General features: G+C 64.1%; 14 protein-coding genes and 1 pseudogene. 6 read left to right on the top strand and 9 right to left on the bottom strand.

Going from position 1 to position 16,884, the window contains the following annotated elements:
• From JWQ24_RS14810 to JWQ24_RS14825, 4 genes and pseudogenes are all read right to left on the bottom strand, one after another.
• Positions 1-191 (bottom strand): annotated as a pseudogene (locus tag JWQ24_RS14810) (sugar ABC transporter permease); the annotation flags it as partial.
• Positions 188-1,111 (bottom strand): ABC transporter ATP-binding protein, encoded by a 924-nt coding sequence (locus JWQ24_RS14815; RefSeq protein ID WP_299809291.1) that lies wholly within the window; start codon positions 1,109-1,111, stop codon positions 188-190. The pseudogene JWQ24_RS14810 and the gene JWQ24_RS14815, both read right to left, overlap by 4 nt.
• A 180-nt stretch (positions 1,112-1,291) precedes the next feature.
• Positions 1,292-1,573 (bottom strand): type II toxin-antitoxin system HicB family antitoxin, encoded by a 282-nt coding sequence (locus JWQ24_RS14820; RefSeq protein WP_299809293.1) that lies wholly within the window; start codon positions 1,571-1,573, stop codon positions 1,292-1,294.
• A gap of 173 nt (positions 1,574-1,746) precedes the next feature.
• Positions 1,747-4,224: a UvrD-helicase domain-containing protein gene (locus JWQ24_RS14825; RefSeq protein ID WP_299809296.1), complete on the bottom strand. Its 2,478-nt coding sequence runs from the start codon at positions 4,222-4,224 to the stop codon at positions 1,747-1,749.
• Positions 4,225-4,489: 265 nt separating this feature from the next.
• Here JWQ24_RS14825 and JWQ24_RS14830 point away from each other — a divergent pair, with 265 nt between their 5' ends.
• Entirely contained in the window at positions 4,490-4,663 is a 174-nt protein-coding gene (locus JWQ24_RS14830; protein ID WP_299809298.1) for a DUF1328 domain-containing protein, read from the top strand.
• 2 nt (positions 4,664-4,665) lie between these two features.
• On the opposite strand, the gene JWQ24_RS14835 is transcribed toward JWQ24_RS14830, so the two are convergent.
• Entirely contained in the window at positions 4,666-5,184 is a 519-nt protein-coding gene (locus JWQ24_RS14835; RefSeq protein ID WP_299809300.1) for a thioesterase family protein, read from the bottom strand.
• 83 nt (positions 5,185-5,267) lie between these two features.
• On the opposite strand from JWQ24_RS14835, the gene JWQ24_RS14840 reads away from it, so the two are divergent.
• The 3 genes from JWQ24_RS14840 (at position 5,268) to JWQ24_RS14850 (ending at position 11,945) form a co-directional block, all read left to right on the top strand.
• Positions 5,268-6,683 (top strand): FAD-linked oxidase C-terminal domain-containing protein, encoded by a 1,416-nt coding sequence (locus JWQ24_RS14840; protein WP_299809303.1) that lies wholly within the window; start codon positions 5,268-5,270, stop codon positions 6,681-6,683.
• A gap of 185 nt (positions 6,684-6,868) precedes the next feature.
• Complete coding sequence (locus tag JWQ24_RS14845; RefSeq protein ID WP_299809306.1) at positions 6,869-8,167, top strand: MFS transporter; 1,299 nt, start codon at positions 6,869-6,871, stop codon at positions 8,165-8,167.
• 121 nt (positions 8,168-8,288) lie between these two features.
• Positions 8,289-11,945, top strand: coding sequence for an AsmA family protein (locus JWQ24_RS14850; RefSeq protein WP_299809309.1), 3,657 nt, complete (start codon positions 8,289-8,291; stop codon positions 11,943-11,945).
• Between the two features lie 62 nt (positions 11,946-12,007).
• Here JWQ24_RS14850 and JWQ24_RS14855 read toward each other — a convergent pair whose 3' ends face one another.
• From JWQ24_RS14855 to JWQ24_RS14870, 4 genes are all read right to left on the bottom strand, one after another.
• Positions 12,008-12,265, bottom strand: coding sequence for a ribbon-helix-helix domain-containing protein (locus tag JWQ24_RS14855; protein WP_299809312.1), 258 nt, complete (start codon positions 12,263-12,265; stop codon positions 12,008-12,010).
• Entirely contained in the window at positions 12,262-12,450 is a 189-nt protein-coding gene (locus tag JWQ24_RS14860; protein WP_299809315.1) for a DUF4169 family protein, read from the bottom strand. The genes JWQ24_RS14855 and JWQ24_RS14860 overlap by 4 nt, the downstream gene beginning before the upstream one ends.
• Positions 12,451-12,738: 288 nt before the next feature.
• On the bottom strand, positions 12,739-14,154 hold the full coding sequence (gene fumC, locus JWQ24_RS14865; protein WP_299809317.1) for a class II fumarate hydratase: 1,416 nt from the start codon (positions 14,152-14,154) through the stop codon (positions 12,739-12,741).
• Positions 14,155-14,257: 103 nt separating this feature from the next.
• Positions 14,258-14,776 (bottom strand): ClpXP protease specificity-enhancing factor SspB, encoded by a 519-nt coding sequence (locus JWQ24_RS14870; RefSeq protein WP_299809319.1) that lies wholly within the window; start codon positions 14,774-14,776, stop codon positions 14,258-14,260.
• 387 nt (positions 14,777-15,163) lie between these two features.
• On the opposite strand from JWQ24_RS14870, the gene JWQ24_RS14875 reads away from it, so the two are divergent.
• Together JWQ24_RS14875 and JWQ24_RS14880 are read left to right on the top strand one after the other, a co-directional pair.
• A complete protein-coding gene (locus JWQ24_RS14875) occupies positions 15,164-15,664 on the top strand; it encodes a tripartite tricarboxylate transporter TctB family protein (protein ID WP_299809321.1) in 501 nt (166 codons plus the stop codon).
• Positions 15,665-15,671: 7 nt separating this feature from the next.
• The coding region (locus JWQ24_RS14880) for a tripartite tricarboxylate transporter permease (RefSeq protein WP_299809324.1) at positions 15,672-16,884 on the top strand (1,213 nt) is incomplete at its 3' end.

Genomic DNA, 16,884 nt, shown 5'->3' on the forward strand with positions numbered 1-16,884 from the left:
ACCAGCCCCGGCACGATGAAGGTGCCGTAGCTGACGCCCTCGATCTGGGTGATGCGTGAGCCGATCGCGGCACCGAACACCACGAAATACAGCGAGGTCGACACCACCGGCGACACGATGCTCTGCAGCAGCGTGCGCCAGGTCCGCGCCATTTCGAACAGATAGATCGCCTGGACCGCCCGAAAATTCATGGCGCCCTCACCAGGCTGACAAAAATGTCTTCCAGCGAAGACTGCGTGGTGTCGAGGTCGGAGATGCGGATGCCGGCGTCTCTGAGGTCGCTGAGCAGGCTGGTGATGCCGGTGCGTTCGCCCTTGGTGTCGTAGTTGTAGGTCACTCCCCGGCCATCGTCCGACAGTTCGAGATGGTAGGCCGCGAGGGATGCGGGCACCGCGTCGATCCGGCTTTGCAGATGCAGCGTCAGCCGTTTCTTGCCGAGCTTCCGCATCAGGCCGGCCTTGTCTTCGACCAGGATGATCTCACCCTTGTTGATGACGCCGATGCGGTCGGCCATCTCCTCCGCCTCCTCGATGTAATGCGTGGTGAGGATGATGGTGACGCCGGAAGATTGCAGCGTGCGCACCACCTCCCACATGCCCTTGCGCAATTCGACGTCGACGCCGGCGGTGGGCTCGTCGAGGAACAGGATCTGCGGCTCGTGCGACAGCGCCTTGGCGATCATCACCCGGCGCTTCATGCCGCCGGACAACGTGACGATCTTGTTGTCCTTCTTGTCCCACAGCGACAGGTCTTTCAGGACCTTCTCGATATGCGCGGGGTTCTTCGGTTTGCCGAACAGGCCGCGGCTGAAACTGACGGTGGCCCACACCGTCTCGAACGCGTCGGTGTGCAGTTCCTGCGGCACCAGCCCGATCAACTCGCGCGCGGCGCGGAACGAGGCGACGTTGTCGTGGCCGTCGATCGACACCTTGCCGGAGGTGGCGTTGGCGATGCCGCAGATGATGCTGATCAGCGTCGTCTTGCCGGCGCCGTTCGGCCCCAGCAGCGCGAAGATCTCGCCGCGATTGATGTCGAGGTCGATGCCCTTCAGCGCGGTGAAGCCGCCGGCATAGCTCTTGGTGAGTTTTGAAATGGAAATGATCGGCGACATGCGTGCTTTACGATCCGGATCGACAACGAAAGGCCGGAACGGTCATGCCGGCGCCACCGCGCGGGAAGACCGCGCCGGGCGCGGGGTGCGTACATAGGAACGCGGATGGAGAGGCGCAATCGCAGGACGGGCGATTTTGCGACTATTCGGCGGCGTGAGCGCGGGCGGGAAAGCGGCGAGCTACTCTGCCGGCTCGTAATCGATCTCGACTACGGTCCCGCCGTCGGCGGCATTGGCGAATTCCGCGTCGTCGCGCAATTGATCGATGCTGCGCGGGGTCGGCAGACCGGTCGAGCCGTCCGGATTGCGCCAGTCGCCGGCGGCGTATTCCAGCGTCTCTTCGGCTTCCTCGATCGCCTCATCGAGTGTATCGCCGGCGGTGACGATGCCGGGCAGGTCGGGAAACGAGACATTGAAGGTGCCGGCGGCGTCCTTCTGGATCAATGCAATATAGGTCGGCACCAGGATTTCCTTCGCTTATGTTGGTTTGCCACAAGCTCACCGTCATTCTGAGGCGCGCCCTCGCGCGCATCGAAGAATAACCGCGAGTTCAGAGTTGAACATTCATCCTTCGTGGTTCGCCGAAGAAGGCTCGCGCCTCAGGATGACGACAACGCATCGCGGGGGCAGGTCGGCTAGACCCGATCCACGAAACTGTCGACGACCTTCTTCTCGCCGGCCTTTTCAAACGCGATCGTCAGCTTGTTGCCGTCGATCTTGATCACGGCGCCGTAGCCGAACTTCTGGTGGAAGACGCGGTCCTGCAGCGTGAACGCCGACTCCGTGCCGGTCGATTTGGCGATCAGCTCGCCTTCGATGGTCATCGGTTTGGCGCGCGCGGAGGCGAACGGCGACTGGCTGTCGTTGAAGCCGCCGCCGGCCTGTCCGCCATTGCTGCCGCCGCGGCGATTGGCCTGCGCGCGCTGCCAGCCCGGTGTTGAATAGGTCGAGCCGAACGACTCCACATTATCGAAGCGCGATGGGCCGTAGCCGGAGGCGCCGCCCCAGCCCGAGCCGCCCTTGGATTCGGTGATCTCGACATGATCGGCCGGCAGTTCGTCGAGGAAACGCGACGGCATCGTCGTGTTCCAGGTGCCGTGAATGCGCCGGTTGGTGGCGAAGTACAATTTGGCGCGCTTGCGGGCGCGGGTGATGCCGACATGCGCGAGGCGGCGTTCTTCCTCCAGCCCGGCGCGGCCCTGGTCGTCGAGCGCACGCTGGTGTGGAAACAGGCCTTCTTCCCAGCCGGGCAGGAACACGTTGTCGAATTCCAGTCCCTTGGCGGAATGCAGCGTCATGATCGACACCGCGTCCTCGTCAGCGCCGCCCTCGCGGTCCATCACCAGCGAGATGTGCTCGAGGAAGCCCTGCAGGTTCTCGAACTCCTCCATCGAGCGCACCAGTTCCTTGAGGTTCTCGAGGCGGCCGGCGGCGTCGGCGGATTTGTCCTTCTGCCACATCTCGGTATAGCCGCTCTCGTCGAGCACGACCTCGGCCAGTTCGGTATGCTTGATGGTCTCGCGGCGGCTGCGCCAGCGCTCGAAATTCAGCATCAGGTCGCGCAGGCTGCCGCGCGCTTTCGGCTTCATCTCGTCGGTGTCGACGATGGCGCGTGCTGCTTCGGACAGCGGGATTTTGCGCCGGCGGGCGTGGTCGTGCAGCATCTGCACGGTGGCGTCGCCGAGCCCGCGCTTCGGCACATTGACGATGCGCTCGAAAGCGAGGTCGTCGGCCGGCGAATTGATCACGCGCAGATAAGCGAGCGCGTCGCGGATTTCGGCGCGTTCATAGAAGCGCGGGCCGCCGATTACGCGGTAGGGCAGGCCGAGCGTGACGAAGCGGTCTTCGAATTCGCGCATCTGGAACGAGGCGCGCAACAGGATCGCGATGTCGTTGAGCTTGTTGCCGTCGCGCTGCAGCTGCTCGATCTCCTCGCCGATCGCGCGCGCTTCTTCCTCGGAATCCCACGAGCCGGTGACGGTGACCTTCTCGCCTGCGACATCCTCGGTGCGCAGCGTTTTGCCGAGCCGGCTCTCATTGTGTGCGATCAGATGCGAGGCAGCGGCGAGGATGTGGCCGGTGGAGCGGTAGTTGCGCTCCAGCCGAATGACCTTGGCGCCGGGGAAATCGTGGTCGAAGCGCAGGATGTTGTCGACCTCGGCGCCGCGCCAGCCATAGATCGACTGGTCGTCGTCGCCGACGCAGCAGATGTTTCGCGGCGTGCGTGAAGTTACTTCCGTCCCCTCTCCCCTCGCGCGAGGCAAGACTTCGCCAGCGGGAGAGGTAGAGGGGGCCGACCCGGTCTGCGACAACAGCCGCAGCCACAGATATTGCGCGACGTTGGTGTCCTGATATTCGTCGACCAGAATGAATTTGAAGCGCTGCTGGTAGCCGCGCAGCACGTCGGGGTGCTCGCGAAACAACCGGATGCATTCCAGCAGGAGGTCGCCGAAGTCGGCGGCGTTGAGGGTTTTCAGGCGGTCCTGATAGGCGGCGTAGAGCTTGCCGCCCTTGCCGTTGCCAAACACCGCGGCTTCGCCGGAGGGCACCTGCGACGGCGTCAAGCCGCGGTTCTTCCAGCCGTCGATCAGCCCGGCCAGCATGCGCGCGGGCCAGCGCTTGTCGTCGATGTTTTCGGCCGCCAGCAGCTGCTTCAGCAGCCGGATCTGGTCATCTACGTCGAGCACCGTGAAATTGGAGGTCAGCTGCACCAGTTCGGCGTTGATGCGCAGGATGCGGCCGCCGATCGAATGGAAAGTGCCGAGCCACGGCATGCCTTCGACCGCCTGACCCAGCATGATGCCGAGCCTGTGCTTCATCTCGCGTGCCGCCTTGTTGGTGAAGGTCACCGACAGGATTTCGGCGGGCCGCGCGCGGCCCATGCTGAGGATGTGGGCAATCCGCGAGGTCAGCACCTTGGTCTTGCCGGTGCCGGCGCCGGCCAGCACCAGAACCGGGCCGTCCAGCGTCTCCACGGCGTCGCGCTGTTCGGGATTGAGCCCGATCAGGTATTGCGCGGGCGCTGCCTGCGCGCGCGCGCGCGCGCCGATCCCGCCCGCTGCCGGCTGATAGGCGGGAAGATCGTTGTTCGGCAGTTTGCGGGGCTCGGTCATGCGAATCGTATTCCATCCACGGTGGCATCGTGGAGCTTCAAAGGGAGGCCTTCATAGCAGGATACGACGCATATAGGAGCAAGGAGCCTCTGGCGACAGAGTTATCCCCGGACGGCCATTCCGCAGCAGTTCGCCGGGCGGGCCGATTCGCTCTCGATTCGTTGATGTGAGAGGTACGGCGGTCCGGGAACTTTGGTTCCATCTGCGGCTTGTTTCGGCATCAAGCGCGGCGTCGATGCCGCGTCATCAAAACCGAGGTTGTGCCATGTTCGGCTGGGTTGTTACGTTTCTGATCGTTGCTTTGATTGCGGGTGTTCTCGGCTTCGGTGGCATTGCCGGCGCGTCGATCGAAATCGCCAAGGCGATCTTCTTCATCGCCATCATCCTGTTCCTGATCTCGGCCGTCGTCGGCCTGGTGCGCGGCCGCACCCGCGCCTGACGCTACTTTTTCGCGGGCATGCCGATGCTGCGGCCGAGGCCATCAGGCCGGGATGCCCCGCGATGCGCATCTGCCAGTGCCTGCACCCGGGCCGCGATATCCGGCGGGAAGGGCGCTACCTTGCGCGCATCCATGTCCATGTGAAGGGTCATGTTCTCCGAGGTCGCCGACAGCCAGCCCTCGGTGGCATGGCGCAGTTCCTTGAAAGTGTGCAGCCGCTTGTCATCGGCGGCGATCAGCAGGACCGAGACCTGCGCGGGGTCGCCCAGGTGGATTTCGCGGATGTAGCGAACGTGGCATTCGGCGGTGAAGGTCGAGTTGTTGCGCGCCTTCATGTATTGCGGCCCGATTCCCAGCCTGAGCCAGAGTTCGTCGATCGCCCGGTCGAACAGCACGTTGTAATAGGCCATGTTGAGATGGCCGTTATAGTCGATCCATTGCGGTTCGATCTGCTGCACCGAAGTGAGGTACGGCACCGGTTGCCGCGTGAGGTCGTCAGTCGTCTCGGCGCTCTTCGTCATCGGCATTTCCGTCCCAAATCATCCCGCATCTCTTGACCCGTTATATATCCTTTGCCACGGTCCGCGCGCCGGAGGAACTTCACGTGGCTGCATCCAACAACAATCTGATTCGACCAGAGCCCAAGGCACTGGCCACCGCCCTGGAATCGCTGACTGCCCGCTTTGGCAACCGGCTGATTACCTCGATGGCGGTGCGCGAGCAGCATGGCCACACAACCACGTGGCTCGCCAACCAGCCGCCGGATGGCGTGGTGATGGCGCAGGAAACCGCCGATATCCAGGACGTCGTGCGCATTTGCGCCGCCAACCGCATCCCGGTGATCGCGTTCGGCACCGGCACCTCGCTGGAGGGGCAGGTCAATGCTCCGGCCGGCGGCATCTGCATCGACCTGCGCGACATGAACCAGATTCTGGAGGTCCACAGCGAGGACCTCGATTGCGTGATCCAGCCCGGCGTGACCCGCAAGGCGTTGAACGAGAATTTGCGCGACCAGGGCCTGTTCTTCCCGATCGATCCCGGCGCAGACGCCTCCTTGGGCGGCATGGCCTCGACGCGCGCTTCCGGCACCAATGCGGTGCGCTACGGCACCATGCGCGAAAACGTGCTGGCCCTGAAAGTGGTCCGCGCTGACGGCGAGATCATCAAGACCGGCACGCGGGCCAAGAAGTCCTCGACCGGCTACGACCTCACCCATCTGTTTGTCGGCGCCGAGGGCACGCTGGGGATCATCTCCGAACTGACCATCAAGCTGCGTGGCATTCCCGAGACCATTGCGGCCGGAGCGTGTTCGTTCGCCACCGTCGAGGGCGCCTGCCGGGCCACCATTTTGGCGATCCAGACGGGCATCCCCGTCGCCCGTATCGAGCTGCTGAACGTGGCGCAGGTGCAGGCGTGCAACGCTTATTCGAAGCTGACCCTGCCGGAGACGCCGCTGCTGCTGCTGGAATTCCACGGCAGCGAGGCCGAGGTCGCCGAACAGTCGAAGAATTTCCGCGAGATCGCGGAGGAATGCGGTAGCGGCGCGTTTACCTGGACGACCCGCCCGGAGGACCGCACCAAGCTCTGGCAGGCGCGCCATGACGCCTATTGGTCGGTGAAATACATGCGGCCGGGCTCCGATGTCGCCGCGACCGATGTCTGCGTGCCGATCTCACGGCTCGCCGAATGCGTCGCGGAGACAGAGGAAGACCTGGCACGGATCGGGCTGCTGGCGCCGATTGTCGGCCATGTCGGTGACGGCAACTTTCACTGCTCGGTGGTTTGCGATCGCAACAATGCGGACGAGATCGCGCGGGCCGAAGATTTCATGCATCGCCTCGTCAAGCGCGCCCAGGCGATGGGCGGCACCTGCACCGGCGAGCACGGAGTGGGCCAGGGCAAGCAGAAATATCTCAAGGACGAGCTGGGCATCGAAGCGCTCGATGCGATGCGTGCGATCAAGCACGCGCTCGATCCGCACAACATCTTCAATCCTGGAAAAATTCTGCCGCAGGTTTGACGCCACGTTTTCGACCGTCGTCCGGTTCAGCGGTCGGAATGTGAACGGAGCCGGGGAGCAAGTTAACCGTCCTTAAACAGTTCTAAGTTGCATAATACCATTCTGTTACAAAAAATTGCACCTCCGATCGGGCGTTGAGAGCGACGGGGAATCCGACGCGGGAGCGTCCAGAACAGGCCTGTCCGATGCGGCTTCCGTTCTTCTACGGCTGGATCATCGTTGCCGTGACCTTTGTCACGATGGCCATAGGAGTGAACGCCCGCACCTCGTTCTCGTTGTTCTATCCGCCGATCCTGAACGAGTTCGGCTGGGACCGCGGCGTCACCGCCGGTGCGTTCTCGTTCGGCTTTCTGGTGTCGGCGGTGATGAGCCCCGCGATGGGCAAGTTGATGGACCGCGCCGGCCCGCGTGCCGTGATGGAGCTGGGTGTCGTGCTGATGGCCGCCGGCCTGTTGCTGGCGCCGCTGACGACGCAACCGTGGCACCTCTATTTGACTATTGGCGTGTTGGTCGGCGCCGGCAGCATCTGTCTTGGCTATTCCGGGCAATCGCTGTTTCTGCCGAACTGGTTCAGCCGCAAACGCGGCCTCGCGGTCGGCATCGCCTTTGCCGGCGTCGGCATCGGTTCGATCACCGTGCTGCCGTGGGTGCAGTCGATGATCGAGCAGACCGGCTGGCGCACCGCCTGCACCGCCATGGGCATCCTGGTGCTGGCCGTGCTAGCCCCGATCAATCTGCTGCTGCGCAAGCGCCCACAGGACATGGGCCTGTTGCCCGACGGCGATCCGGCGCCCAGTGCATCCACCAGGCCGGTGTCGAACGTCGTCGATCCCGCCTGGGTCAGCATCGACTGGACGCTCGGCCGTGCAGTGCGGACCGCGCGGTTCTGGTGGCTGGCGCTCGGTTATTTTGGCGGGCTTTACGCCTGGTACGCGGTGCAGGTCCACCAGACCAAATATCTGCTCGATATCGGATTTACCCCGGGGGTAGCCGCTTGGGCACTCGGTCTGGTCAGCCTGTTCGGCATTCCCGGTCAGATTTTTCTGGGGCACCTGTCCGATCGTATCGGTCGTGAATGGGTTTGGAGCATCAGCGGGCTCGGCTTTGCGATCTGTTTCGCGGCGTTGATCGCGCTGGAATATGCGCCGCATCTGGCGCTGGTCTATGTGATGGTGATTTCGCAGGGCCTGCTCGGATATGGCGTGACCTCGATCATGGGCGCGGTGGTCGCGGAGATTTTTCAGGGCGAACACTTCGGCAGCATCTTCGGGACCTTGATGCTGGCCGCGCTCGCCGGCGGCGCCGCCGGACCGTTCGTGACCGGCCTCTTGCACGACCTGACCGGCACTTACACGCTGGCCTTTGCGATCGGTGGCGTGATCAGTCTCGTCGCCGCGGCGGCGATCTGGGTCGCTGCGCCGGGCAAGGTCCGGGCAGTCGCCGGCCGCCTGCACCAGGCGCAGGCATTGCCGCGGGCCTCCTGACGCTGTGACTTCGCCACACTTGGCTCTATAATTGATCGCACTCCGGCGTATCTCGCTCTGGAATGCGCCTTGCCTGGCAAGCGGGCGGCATCGCGCCGGACCATGCCCAAGGGGAGATTCCGTGCAGACCACGCTGCTCGGCCTGGCGATAGCCTTCATCCTGGCGCTGATTGCCGCTCTGATCGGGCCGTATTTCATCGACTGGAATCAGTTCCGGCCGCAATTTGAAGCGGAGGCGACGCGCGTGGTCGGCGCGCCGGTTCGCGTGGGCGGCACGCTGGATGCGCGGCTGCTGCCGGCGCCGTCGCTGCGGCTGCGCAACGTCACGGTCGGTGGTCCCAACGATCCCGGCCGGATCCGCGCCGACCGGCTCGAGGTCGAATTCAATCTGAGCTCGCTGATGCGCGGCGAGTGGCGCGCCACAGAACTCACCATCAATGGCGCTGCAGTCGATCTCGGACTCGACGCGCAAGGCCGTCTCGACCTTCCCACCGCGACAGGACCGTTCAATCTCGGCGCGCTGGCGATCGACCGGTTGAGTGTGACCGGCCGCGTCGCGCTGCATGATGCGGCGAGCCGCACGACGCTTGAACTCAGCGATATCGCCTTCAGCGGCGACGTGCGTTCGCTAGCTGCGGGCGCGATGCGCGGCGAGGGCAACTTTTCGCTATCCGGCGCGCGCTATCCGTTTCGGCTGGCCTCGGGCGACACCGCGGACGGCAACGGCACGCGCGTGCATCTCAACATCGATCCCGGCGAGCGGCCGTTGTCGATCGACCTTGATGGCATTCTGAACTTCGACGCCCGCGCGCCGCGCTTCGAGGGCGCGATCCTTCTGGCGAGCCCGCCTGGCGTGAAAGTCAGGAACGCCGACGACAGGAGTGCAACGTCGTGGCGGGTAGCCGCCAAGGTGAAGGCCGATCCCGCGGCGGCGCGGCTCGACACGATCGAAGCCAGCTACGGTACCGAGGAGACCGCGCTGAAGCTGGCCGGGCTCGCCGAGCTTCGCTTTGGCGCGTCGCCGCTGTTGCATGCGGTGCTGTCTTCGAAACAGTTCGACGCCGATCGCTGGCTCGCCAAGGAGAACGGCAGCGATGAGCGAATTCTGCTGCTGCCGGCGTTGCGCAAGCTGCTCGCCGAAATTCCGCCGGCACCATTGCCGACACAGATCGAGATCAGCGCGGAGCAGGTTATTCTCGGCGGACGCCCGATCCAGAATATCGGTGCGGACCTGCGCGGCGACACGGCGGCCTGGGCCATCGACAAGCTCGATTTGCGCGCACCCGGCAATACCCGCGTCGCGCTGAGCGGCGCGGTGGCACAGTCGGGTGCAGGCGGCTTCAAGAGCACGGTGAGTATCGATTCCAGCGATCCCGACACGCTGGCCGCCTGGCTGCAGGGCCGCAGCGAAGTCACCTATCGCAACCAGAAGCCGCTGCGGCTGCGCGGCAACGTCACCGCTGCGGCGGACAGTTTCGCCGTCGATGCGTTAAAGGCCGAGATCGATGGCGGCACGATGGAAGGCCGCGTCGCTTTTTCCAGCAAAGCGGGCGACTCGCGTTTCGATGCCGATCTGAAGGCCGACCGGCTCGATCTGGATTCGGCGGCGGCATTGGTGCGCTCGCTCGCCGGTCCGCAGGCCGAATGGCCGGACGCCGGGAAACTGTCGCTGGACATCGGCCGCGCCACGTCCGCGGGACAGGAGATGCGGCCGTTCGTGGCGCAGCTCGGCTACAACGCAACATCGATCTCGCTCGATCGCTTCAGGGTCGGCGAGGCCAGCGGTCTGATGCTCGACGGCAATGGTGCGTTCGATCGCCGTGAGGCGACCGGCAACCTTGCCATGAGCGCGACGTCGCCATCGCTTGGCCAATTGAGCAGCATGATTGCGCCGCTGGCGCCCGCGGTCGCCGCGCGGCTCAGCGCGTTGGCCCCGGCACCGGGAGCCGTGCGCGTCAGGCTGGGGCTCGATCTTCGCAAGCATCCGCAGCAGGCGGGGCGCAGCAGCGCGCGCGCGACATTCGAGATCGACGCGCCGGCGATCAAGGGCAGCACAACGGTCACGGCAACCCCTGATGCCGCAGCACTGCGCGGCATCGATCTTGATGCGTTGTCGCGCACCGAGGTCAGCGTCGATTCCAGATTGTCGGGGCCGGGCAGGCAAATGCTGGCCTTGCTGGGGCTGGGCAGCGCGATCGCGGCCGGAGACGCGCCTGTCAGCTTCGAGGGGTCGGCAACGGGGATCTGGCGAACGGCACTGCGCATCAAGGCCGGGCTGTCGGGCGCAGAACTCGACGGCGACGTCGAAGGCAATGCCGAGCCTTGGGGCGATCAGCCCAAGGGGACAGTTTCGCTCACCATGCGTCGGGGCAATCTGGCGCCGCTGTTCGGTCTCAAGCCGTCCGATGCCGCCTTTGCGCCGGGCATCAGCCTGTCGTCGCGCGTAACACTCGCCGGCAGCAGGCTGAGCTTCGAGGATATCGACAGCCTGGTGGCGGGCTCGCGGATCCGCGGCCGCGTGGCGCTAACGCTTGGCGCCGAAAAGGCGATCGATGGCCAGATCGGCATGGACACGATCGACCTCGCGCCGGCCGTCGCGCTGGCGATCGGAACGCGCGGGCACGATGTCACCGAACCGCTGGGTCTGGGATTGTTGCAGGGCTGGCGTGGTCAGCTCGCATTCCAGTCGCTGCGCGGCGCGCTGCCCGGCGGCAGCGAACTCCGTCCGGTCAGCGGCGTGCTGAAGAGCGACGGCATCTCCACCAGCATTGACGCCATCAAGGGCACTATCGGCGGTGGCGAATTGGCGGCAGATTTCGACGCCCGACCGACGGCGGCGGGATACGCACTCAACGGCCATGTACAACTGACGAATGTCGATGGCGCCGCGTTGCGCTATCGTTCACTGACGATGCCGGCCGGCCGCGCGTCGATGCGCATGACGCTCACCAGCCAAGGCCGCAGCGCCTCTGCGCTTGAGGGCGCGATGTCTGGCAACGGATCGCTGACCATCGAAGGGGCCCGCGTCGCGGGTCTCGATCCCCGGGCCATCGACGTCGCCATTCGCGCCAGCGACAGCGGCGAGGTCGCCAATGACGACGCTCTGCGGCGCGTCGTCACGCCGGTTCTGTCGGCGGGATCGCTGTCGGTGGCTTCGGCGCAAATTCCTTTCATCATCAAGGATAGCCGGCTGCGCGTCAGCGCCACCACGCTCGATGCCGACGGCGCCCGTGCCGTGGTGTCCGGCGGCTATGATATCGCCGCCGACCAGACCGACCTTCGCGCCAGCCTGACCGCTGCCGCGCAGGGATCGTCAAGCATCCGTCCGGAACTGCAGATATTCGCCGTGGGAACGCCGGATCGGCTTGAGCGCACCATCGATGTCGCCGCACTGTCGTCGTGGCTGGCGGTGCGTGCGATCGATCGCGAAACCAAACGCCTCGACTCGCTCGAACGCGGCGAAGCACCTACCGCGACGACGCCTGCTGCCATTGCACCGCAACAAAAGCTAAATCCGCAAACCATCCCGGAGCAGACTGCGCCACTCGCGCCTGATGTGGCTGTTCCTGATCGTGATCCGCGGCGACAGCCGAGACCTGTCGCGCCACGCGCCGCGATTGCGCCCGGGCCTGTTGTCAGTCCGCAGCTCGCCCCACTGCCTGCGCCGATCGAAATCCGCCCGGCGCCGGGTGCAGCCAGAGCTGTGCCGAAGCCGCGGCTTGCTCCGCCACTGATGTTGACGCCGCCGGTTGCGGGCTCACCGCGGCCGGCGTTCTAGATTTCTATGAATGTCAGGAAGTCGATCGTCTACCGCTCACGGCGGACAGACGATCCAGGCGCCTAAAGCGACGCGCTGTGTTCCTGCACGTACGGGTGTGGCACGGCGCGGGTGCGGAAGTAGTCCAGTACGAAGAGCCGGATTGCCGAGGACAGGTTGCCCTGCTGGCGATTGGTATCGATCTCACCCACCAGTTCTGAAAGCGTCATGTCACGAAGATTGGAAATTTCCTTCATGCCGTTCCAGAATGCCTCTTCGAGGCTGACGCTGGTCTTGTGACCCGCGACGACGATTGACCGTTTAACTACCGGCGATTTCATGATGCGTCCTCGCCATTGATGCGATGCTGATCCAGCATGCTGTCTGCACGGATTGTGCTGCTCTCTTGCAATTTTCGTTCGGATTTCGAGCGACCAAACCGGGCGCGATTGGCTTCGGCTTTCTTGGCCGCGTCTTCGCGTTCAATACGCTTCCTGAGTCGGTTCAGGTTAACGATGTCTCCCATGATTGCTCCTGCCATTTAAAATTCTGATGGCGCCATAATTTGTTTGCGCACCCACGTATATCGGCAAGATTCGAAATAAAGACTGCTTGCAGGACTCATAAAAAAATCTCCGTCAGTTTCATTCGAGTTCGGCGAAATATAACTCGATGCGGAGGCCGCCGATGTCATCTTCTGCACCGTTTCGGTAAAAAAGCCGCAGACTCTGCCGTTGCAAATAATTGGTCGCTGTAAGTTATACCAATTTTCACGGGCGGTCCTTCTCAACAAGCCGTGACCGGTACTTAGCGACTATCCGGGATGTATCATTTTGACCGGCTGCACGAGTCGATCGAACTCCACTGATGTGACGAACCCCTGTCGCACAGCCTCTTCTTTCAAAGTTGTTCCGTTCGCATGCGCGGTCTTCGCCACCTTGGCGGCGTTGTCGTAGCCGATCTTCGGAGCGAGGGCGGTCACCAGCATCAGCGATCGCTCCATCAAGTCGTGGATGCGCTTCTCGTCGGCGCGGATCCCGGCGACGCAGTTGTCGGTGAATGATTTCACAACGTCCGCGATCAATTGTATGGAATGCATCATACAATATGCCATCACCGGCTTGTAGACGTTGAGTTCGAAATGCCCCTGACTCCCGGCGACCGTGATCGCGGTGTGATTCCCGAACACCTGACAGCACACCATCGTCATCGCTTCGCACTGGGTGGGATTGACCTTGCCCGGCATGATCGAAGAGCCGGGCTCATTCTCCGGCAGGATTAATTCGCCGAGGCCGGAGCGCGGTCCGGAGCCGAGCAGGCGGATGTCGTTGGCAATCTTGAACAGGCCGGTAGCCACGGCGTTGATCGCGCCGTGCACAAACACGTAGGCGTCGTTTGAGGCGAGCGCTTCGAACTTGTTGGGGGCGCTGGTGAAGGGCAGTTTGGTGATCGCCGCGGCGTGCTTCGCAAACAGCTTGGCGAAGCGTGGCTTCGAGTTGAGACCGGTGCCGACGGCGGTGCCGCCTTGCGCCAGCGGATAGAGATCTTTCACTGCAGTGCGCAAACGCGCGATACCGCTCTCGACCTGCGCGGCGTAACCGGAGAATTCCTGGCCGAGGGTGAGCGGCGTGGCATCCTGTGTATGGGTGCGGCCGATCTTCACGATCTTGGCGAATGCCTTCTCTTTCTTGTGCAGCGCAGCCAGCAACTCGCTCAGTGCAGGGATCATGTCGGCGACGATGCCTTGAGTGGCGGCAATGTGCATCGCGGTCGGAAACGAGTCGTTCGACGACTGGCTCATATTGACGTGGTCGTTGGGGTGGACCGGCTTCTTGCTGCCGCGCACGCCGCCGAGCATCTCACTGGCGCGGTTGGCGATGACCTCGTTGAGATTCATGTTGGTCTGTGTGCCGGAGCCGGTCTGCCACACCACCAACGGAAACTGGTCGTCGAACTTTCCATCGATGACTTCTCGCGCGGCGCTGATGATCGCGCGGGCCAGTTTCGGGTCAAGCAGGCCAAGTTCTAGATTGGTCTGCGCCGCGGCGAGTTTGACGACGCCCAGCGCGCGAACCACGCCCATCGGCATCCGGTCATGGCCGATCTTGAAATTCTGCCGCGATCGCTCGGTTTGCGCGCCCCAGTAGCGATCAGCGGCGACTTCGATGGGACCGAAGCTGTCGGTCTCGGTGCGGGTCGCAGGGGCGGGGGGCTTCGATGGCTTTGCCATGAACGGTGTATCCTGTGCGATGCTGCGTCGCGATCCAGCCAAATGCTGCGCACGCCTATGGGCCGCGTGTCAGCGGCCCATGCATCCTACACCGTACCGTCGGTTATTTCTTCCGGAAGCGGTCTAAACGGACGACTTCGGCGCCTTCGCTCGGCTTGGCTGGCTCATCGTCCGACTGGGGCGCGGGCGCGGCGGCAGGGGCGGCGAGGGCAGAGGCGGCGCTCGCGGCCGGCGTTTCAGCGTCCGCGGTCTCCGCAGCCGAGGCCTCGGTCGGCTCGAACTGCAGGCCGAACTGCACCGACGGGTCGAAGAAGCTCTTGATTGAGTTGAACGGCACCACCAGGCGCTCGGGAATGCCGTTGAAGGACAGGCCGACCTCGAAGCGGTCCTCGGTCACCACCAGGTCCCAGAACTGGTGCTGCAGAATTACGGTCATCTCTTCCGGGTACTGCGCCAGCAGGCGCGGCGACAGTTTGACGCCGTCGGCGGTCGACACGAAGGTGATGAAGAAGTGGTGTTCGCCGGGCAGGCCGTGCTCGGCGGCATCGATCAGGACGCGGCGCAGCACGCCGCGCAGCGCGTCGCGCGCCAGGACATCGTATCGGATATGATCGGTTGCCATCAGTCAGTCCCGTCGCGTTGGTAGGCCAAGCGCGGGGCGGCGGCGATGCCGGGCCCGACTCGCGCCGTTTCTCCCATGTTACCCCGTCCGAAGCCCGAGGTCAGCACACTAGCTTGGCTTTATATAGGGTGGAAACAGCAGGGGATAAAGCGGCATCGCGCGCGCACGCCGTCTCTATCCGGCGCAACCTCGGATCAGGTGGCGCCTCAGGCGCTGCCATCGGTTGCGTGGCTTGCGTACATTGGCTCGCCTCGCTCGACGCAACGGCGATCGTGTTTGGTTTCGCTGGCATTGTCTGCAGAAAATCGGTAGGCAGGCTCGGTCGGGAGCAGTTTACTGCTTTCCAAAAGACGTGGGCACCAAGCTCGTTAAAGGGGAAATGTACCAATGAGTGATATACCGAGCCACAGGCCGGAAGCTTCGCTTCTGCCGGGTTGGATCAAGGCGCCGCAGGACTTCTTTGGCGGTCTGGCTCTGGTGGCGATCGCATTGTTCGCACTGTGGGCTTCCAGCGACCTTCAGGGCATGCGCGGCTTTTCGTTCGGCGCCGGCACCGCACCGCGGATGTTCGGCGTCCTGCTGCTCCTGCTCGGCGTGGCCATCACCGTCGTCGGTATCCTCACGGAAGGACCCGGGCTCGCGGTCTATGCCTGGCGCGGCCCGCTGTTCGTGTCGCTGGCGATTCTGGTGTTCGCCCTCAGCATCCGCCCGATGGGCATGATCTTCTCCGCGATGGCCAGCTTCATGATTGCCGCGCTCGGCACCCATGAGACGCGCTGGAAGGAAACCTTCATCGTCGGCGTTTGCCTCACCGCGTTCTGCGCGCTCCTGTTTCCCTACGCGCTGGGTCTGCCGTTGCAGATGCTGCCGTCATTCCTGAATCGCTGAGGGCATCATGGGTGATCTTTTTTCAAATCTCGGTCTCGGCTTTGGCGTCGTATTCCAGTTCGTGCAATGGACCCCGGCGTTCCTGCACGGCATGTCGATTCCGATTCCGATCAACATCCTGCTCTGCCTGATCGGCGCACTGGTCGGCACGCTGGTCGGCGTGCTGCCGGGCATCGGCACCATCGCCACGGTGGCCATGCTGCTGCCGATCACCTTCGGCCTGCCGCCGGTCGGCGCGCTGATCATGCTCGCCGGCATCTATTACGGCGCGCAGTACGGCGGTTCGACCACGTCGATCCTGGTCAACATTCCCGGTGAGGCCGGCTCGGTCGTCACCGCGCTCGACGGCTTCCAGATGGCCAAGCAAGGCCGCGCCGGTCCGGCGCTGGCAATTGCGGCGATCGGCTCGTTCTTCGCCGGTTGCGTCGCCACCGTCCTGATCGCGGTGCTCGGCGCGCCGCTGACCAAGCTGGCGCTGGCGTTCGGCCCCGCGGAATACTTCTCGCTGATGGTGCTCGGCCTGATCTTCGCGGTGGTGCTGGCCAAGGGCTCGGTGCTGAAGGCGATCGCCATGATCGTGTTCGGCCTGCTGCTGTCGATGGTCGGCTCCGACATCGAAACCGGCGCGTCGCGGATGGCGTTCAACATTCCCGAACTCGCCGACGGCCTGGGCTTCGCCACGGTCGCGATGGGCCTGTTCGGCTTCGCCGAAATCATCCGTAATCTGGATGCGGGCGGTGAAAGCGATCGCGATCTGGTTCAGCAGAAGGTCACCGGCCTGATGCCGACCAAGAAGGACATGATCGACTCTGCGCCGGCGATCCTGCGCGGCACAGTGCTGGGCTCGATCCTCGGCATTCTGCCGGGCGGCGGCGCAGTGATCGCGTCGTTCGCGGCCTATACGCTGGAGAAGAAGCTGGCCAAGGATCCGTCGCGGTTCGGCCGCGGTGCGATCGAGGGCGTTGCGGCGCCGGAGAGCGCCAACAACGCGGCAGCGCAGACCTCGTTCATCCCGCTGTTGACGCTCGGCATCCCGCCCAACGCCGTGATGGCGCTGATGGTTGGCGCGATGACCATCCACGGCATCGTGCCGGGTCCGCAGGTGATGCAGAAGCAGCCCGAACTGGTCTGGGGCATGATCGCCTCGATGTGGGTCGGCAACCTGATGCTGCTGGTCATCAACCTGCCGCTGGTCGGCATCTGGGTCCGCCTGCTGCGCG

Source organism: Tardiphaga sp. (genome assembly GCF_028290495.1).
Taxonomy (GTDB): domain Bacteria; phylum Pseudomonadota; class Alphaproteobacteria; order Rhizobiales; family Xanthobacteraceae; genus Tardiphaga.

What these genes read in the sequence shown, in the direction of transcription:
- JWQ24_RS14815 (WP_299809291.1), bottom strand. Translation starts at nt 1,111, where the DNA reads ATGTCGCCGATCATTTCCATTTCAAAACTCACCAAGAGCTATGCCGGC.
- JWQ24_RS14825 (WP_299809296.1), bottom strand. Translation starts at nt 4,224, where the DNA reads ATGACCGAGCCCCGCAAACTGCCGAACAACGATCTTCCCGCCTATCAG.
- JWQ24_RS14830 (WP_299809298.1), top strand. Translation starts at nt 4,490, where the DNA reads ATGTTCGGCTGGGTTGTTACGTTTCTGATCGTTGCTTTGATTGCGGGT.
- JWQ24_RS14835 (WP_299809300.1), bottom strand. Translation starts at nt 5,184, where the DNA reads ATGACGAAGAGCGCCGAGACGACTGACGACCTCACGCGGCAACCGGTG.
- JWQ24_RS14845 (WP_299809306.1), top strand. Translation starts at nt 6,869, where the DNA reads ATGCGGCTTCCGTTCTTCTACGGCTGGATCATCGTTGCCGTGACCTTT.
- JWQ24_RS14855 (WP_299809312.1), bottom strand. Translation starts at nt 12,265, where the DNA reads ATGAAATCGCCGGTAGTTAAACGGTCAATCGTCGTCGCGGGTCACAAG.
- JWQ24_RS14860 (WP_299809315.1), bottom strand. Translation starts at nt 12,450, where the DNA reads ATGGGAGACATCGTTAACCTGAACCGACTCAGGAAGCGTATTGAACGC.
- fumC (WP_299809317.1), bottom strand. Translation starts at nt 14,154, where the DNA reads ATGGCAAAGCCATCGAAGCCCCCCGCCCCTGCGACCCGCACCGAGACC.
- JWQ24_RS14870 (WP_299809319.1), bottom strand. Translation starts at nt 14,776, where the DNA reads ATGGCAACCGATCATATCCGATACGATGTCCTGGCGCGCGACGCGCTG.
- JWQ24_RS14875 (WP_299809321.1), top strand. Translation starts at nt 15,164, where the DNA reads ATGAGTGATATACCGAGCCACAGGCCGGAAGCTTCGCTTCTGCCGGGT.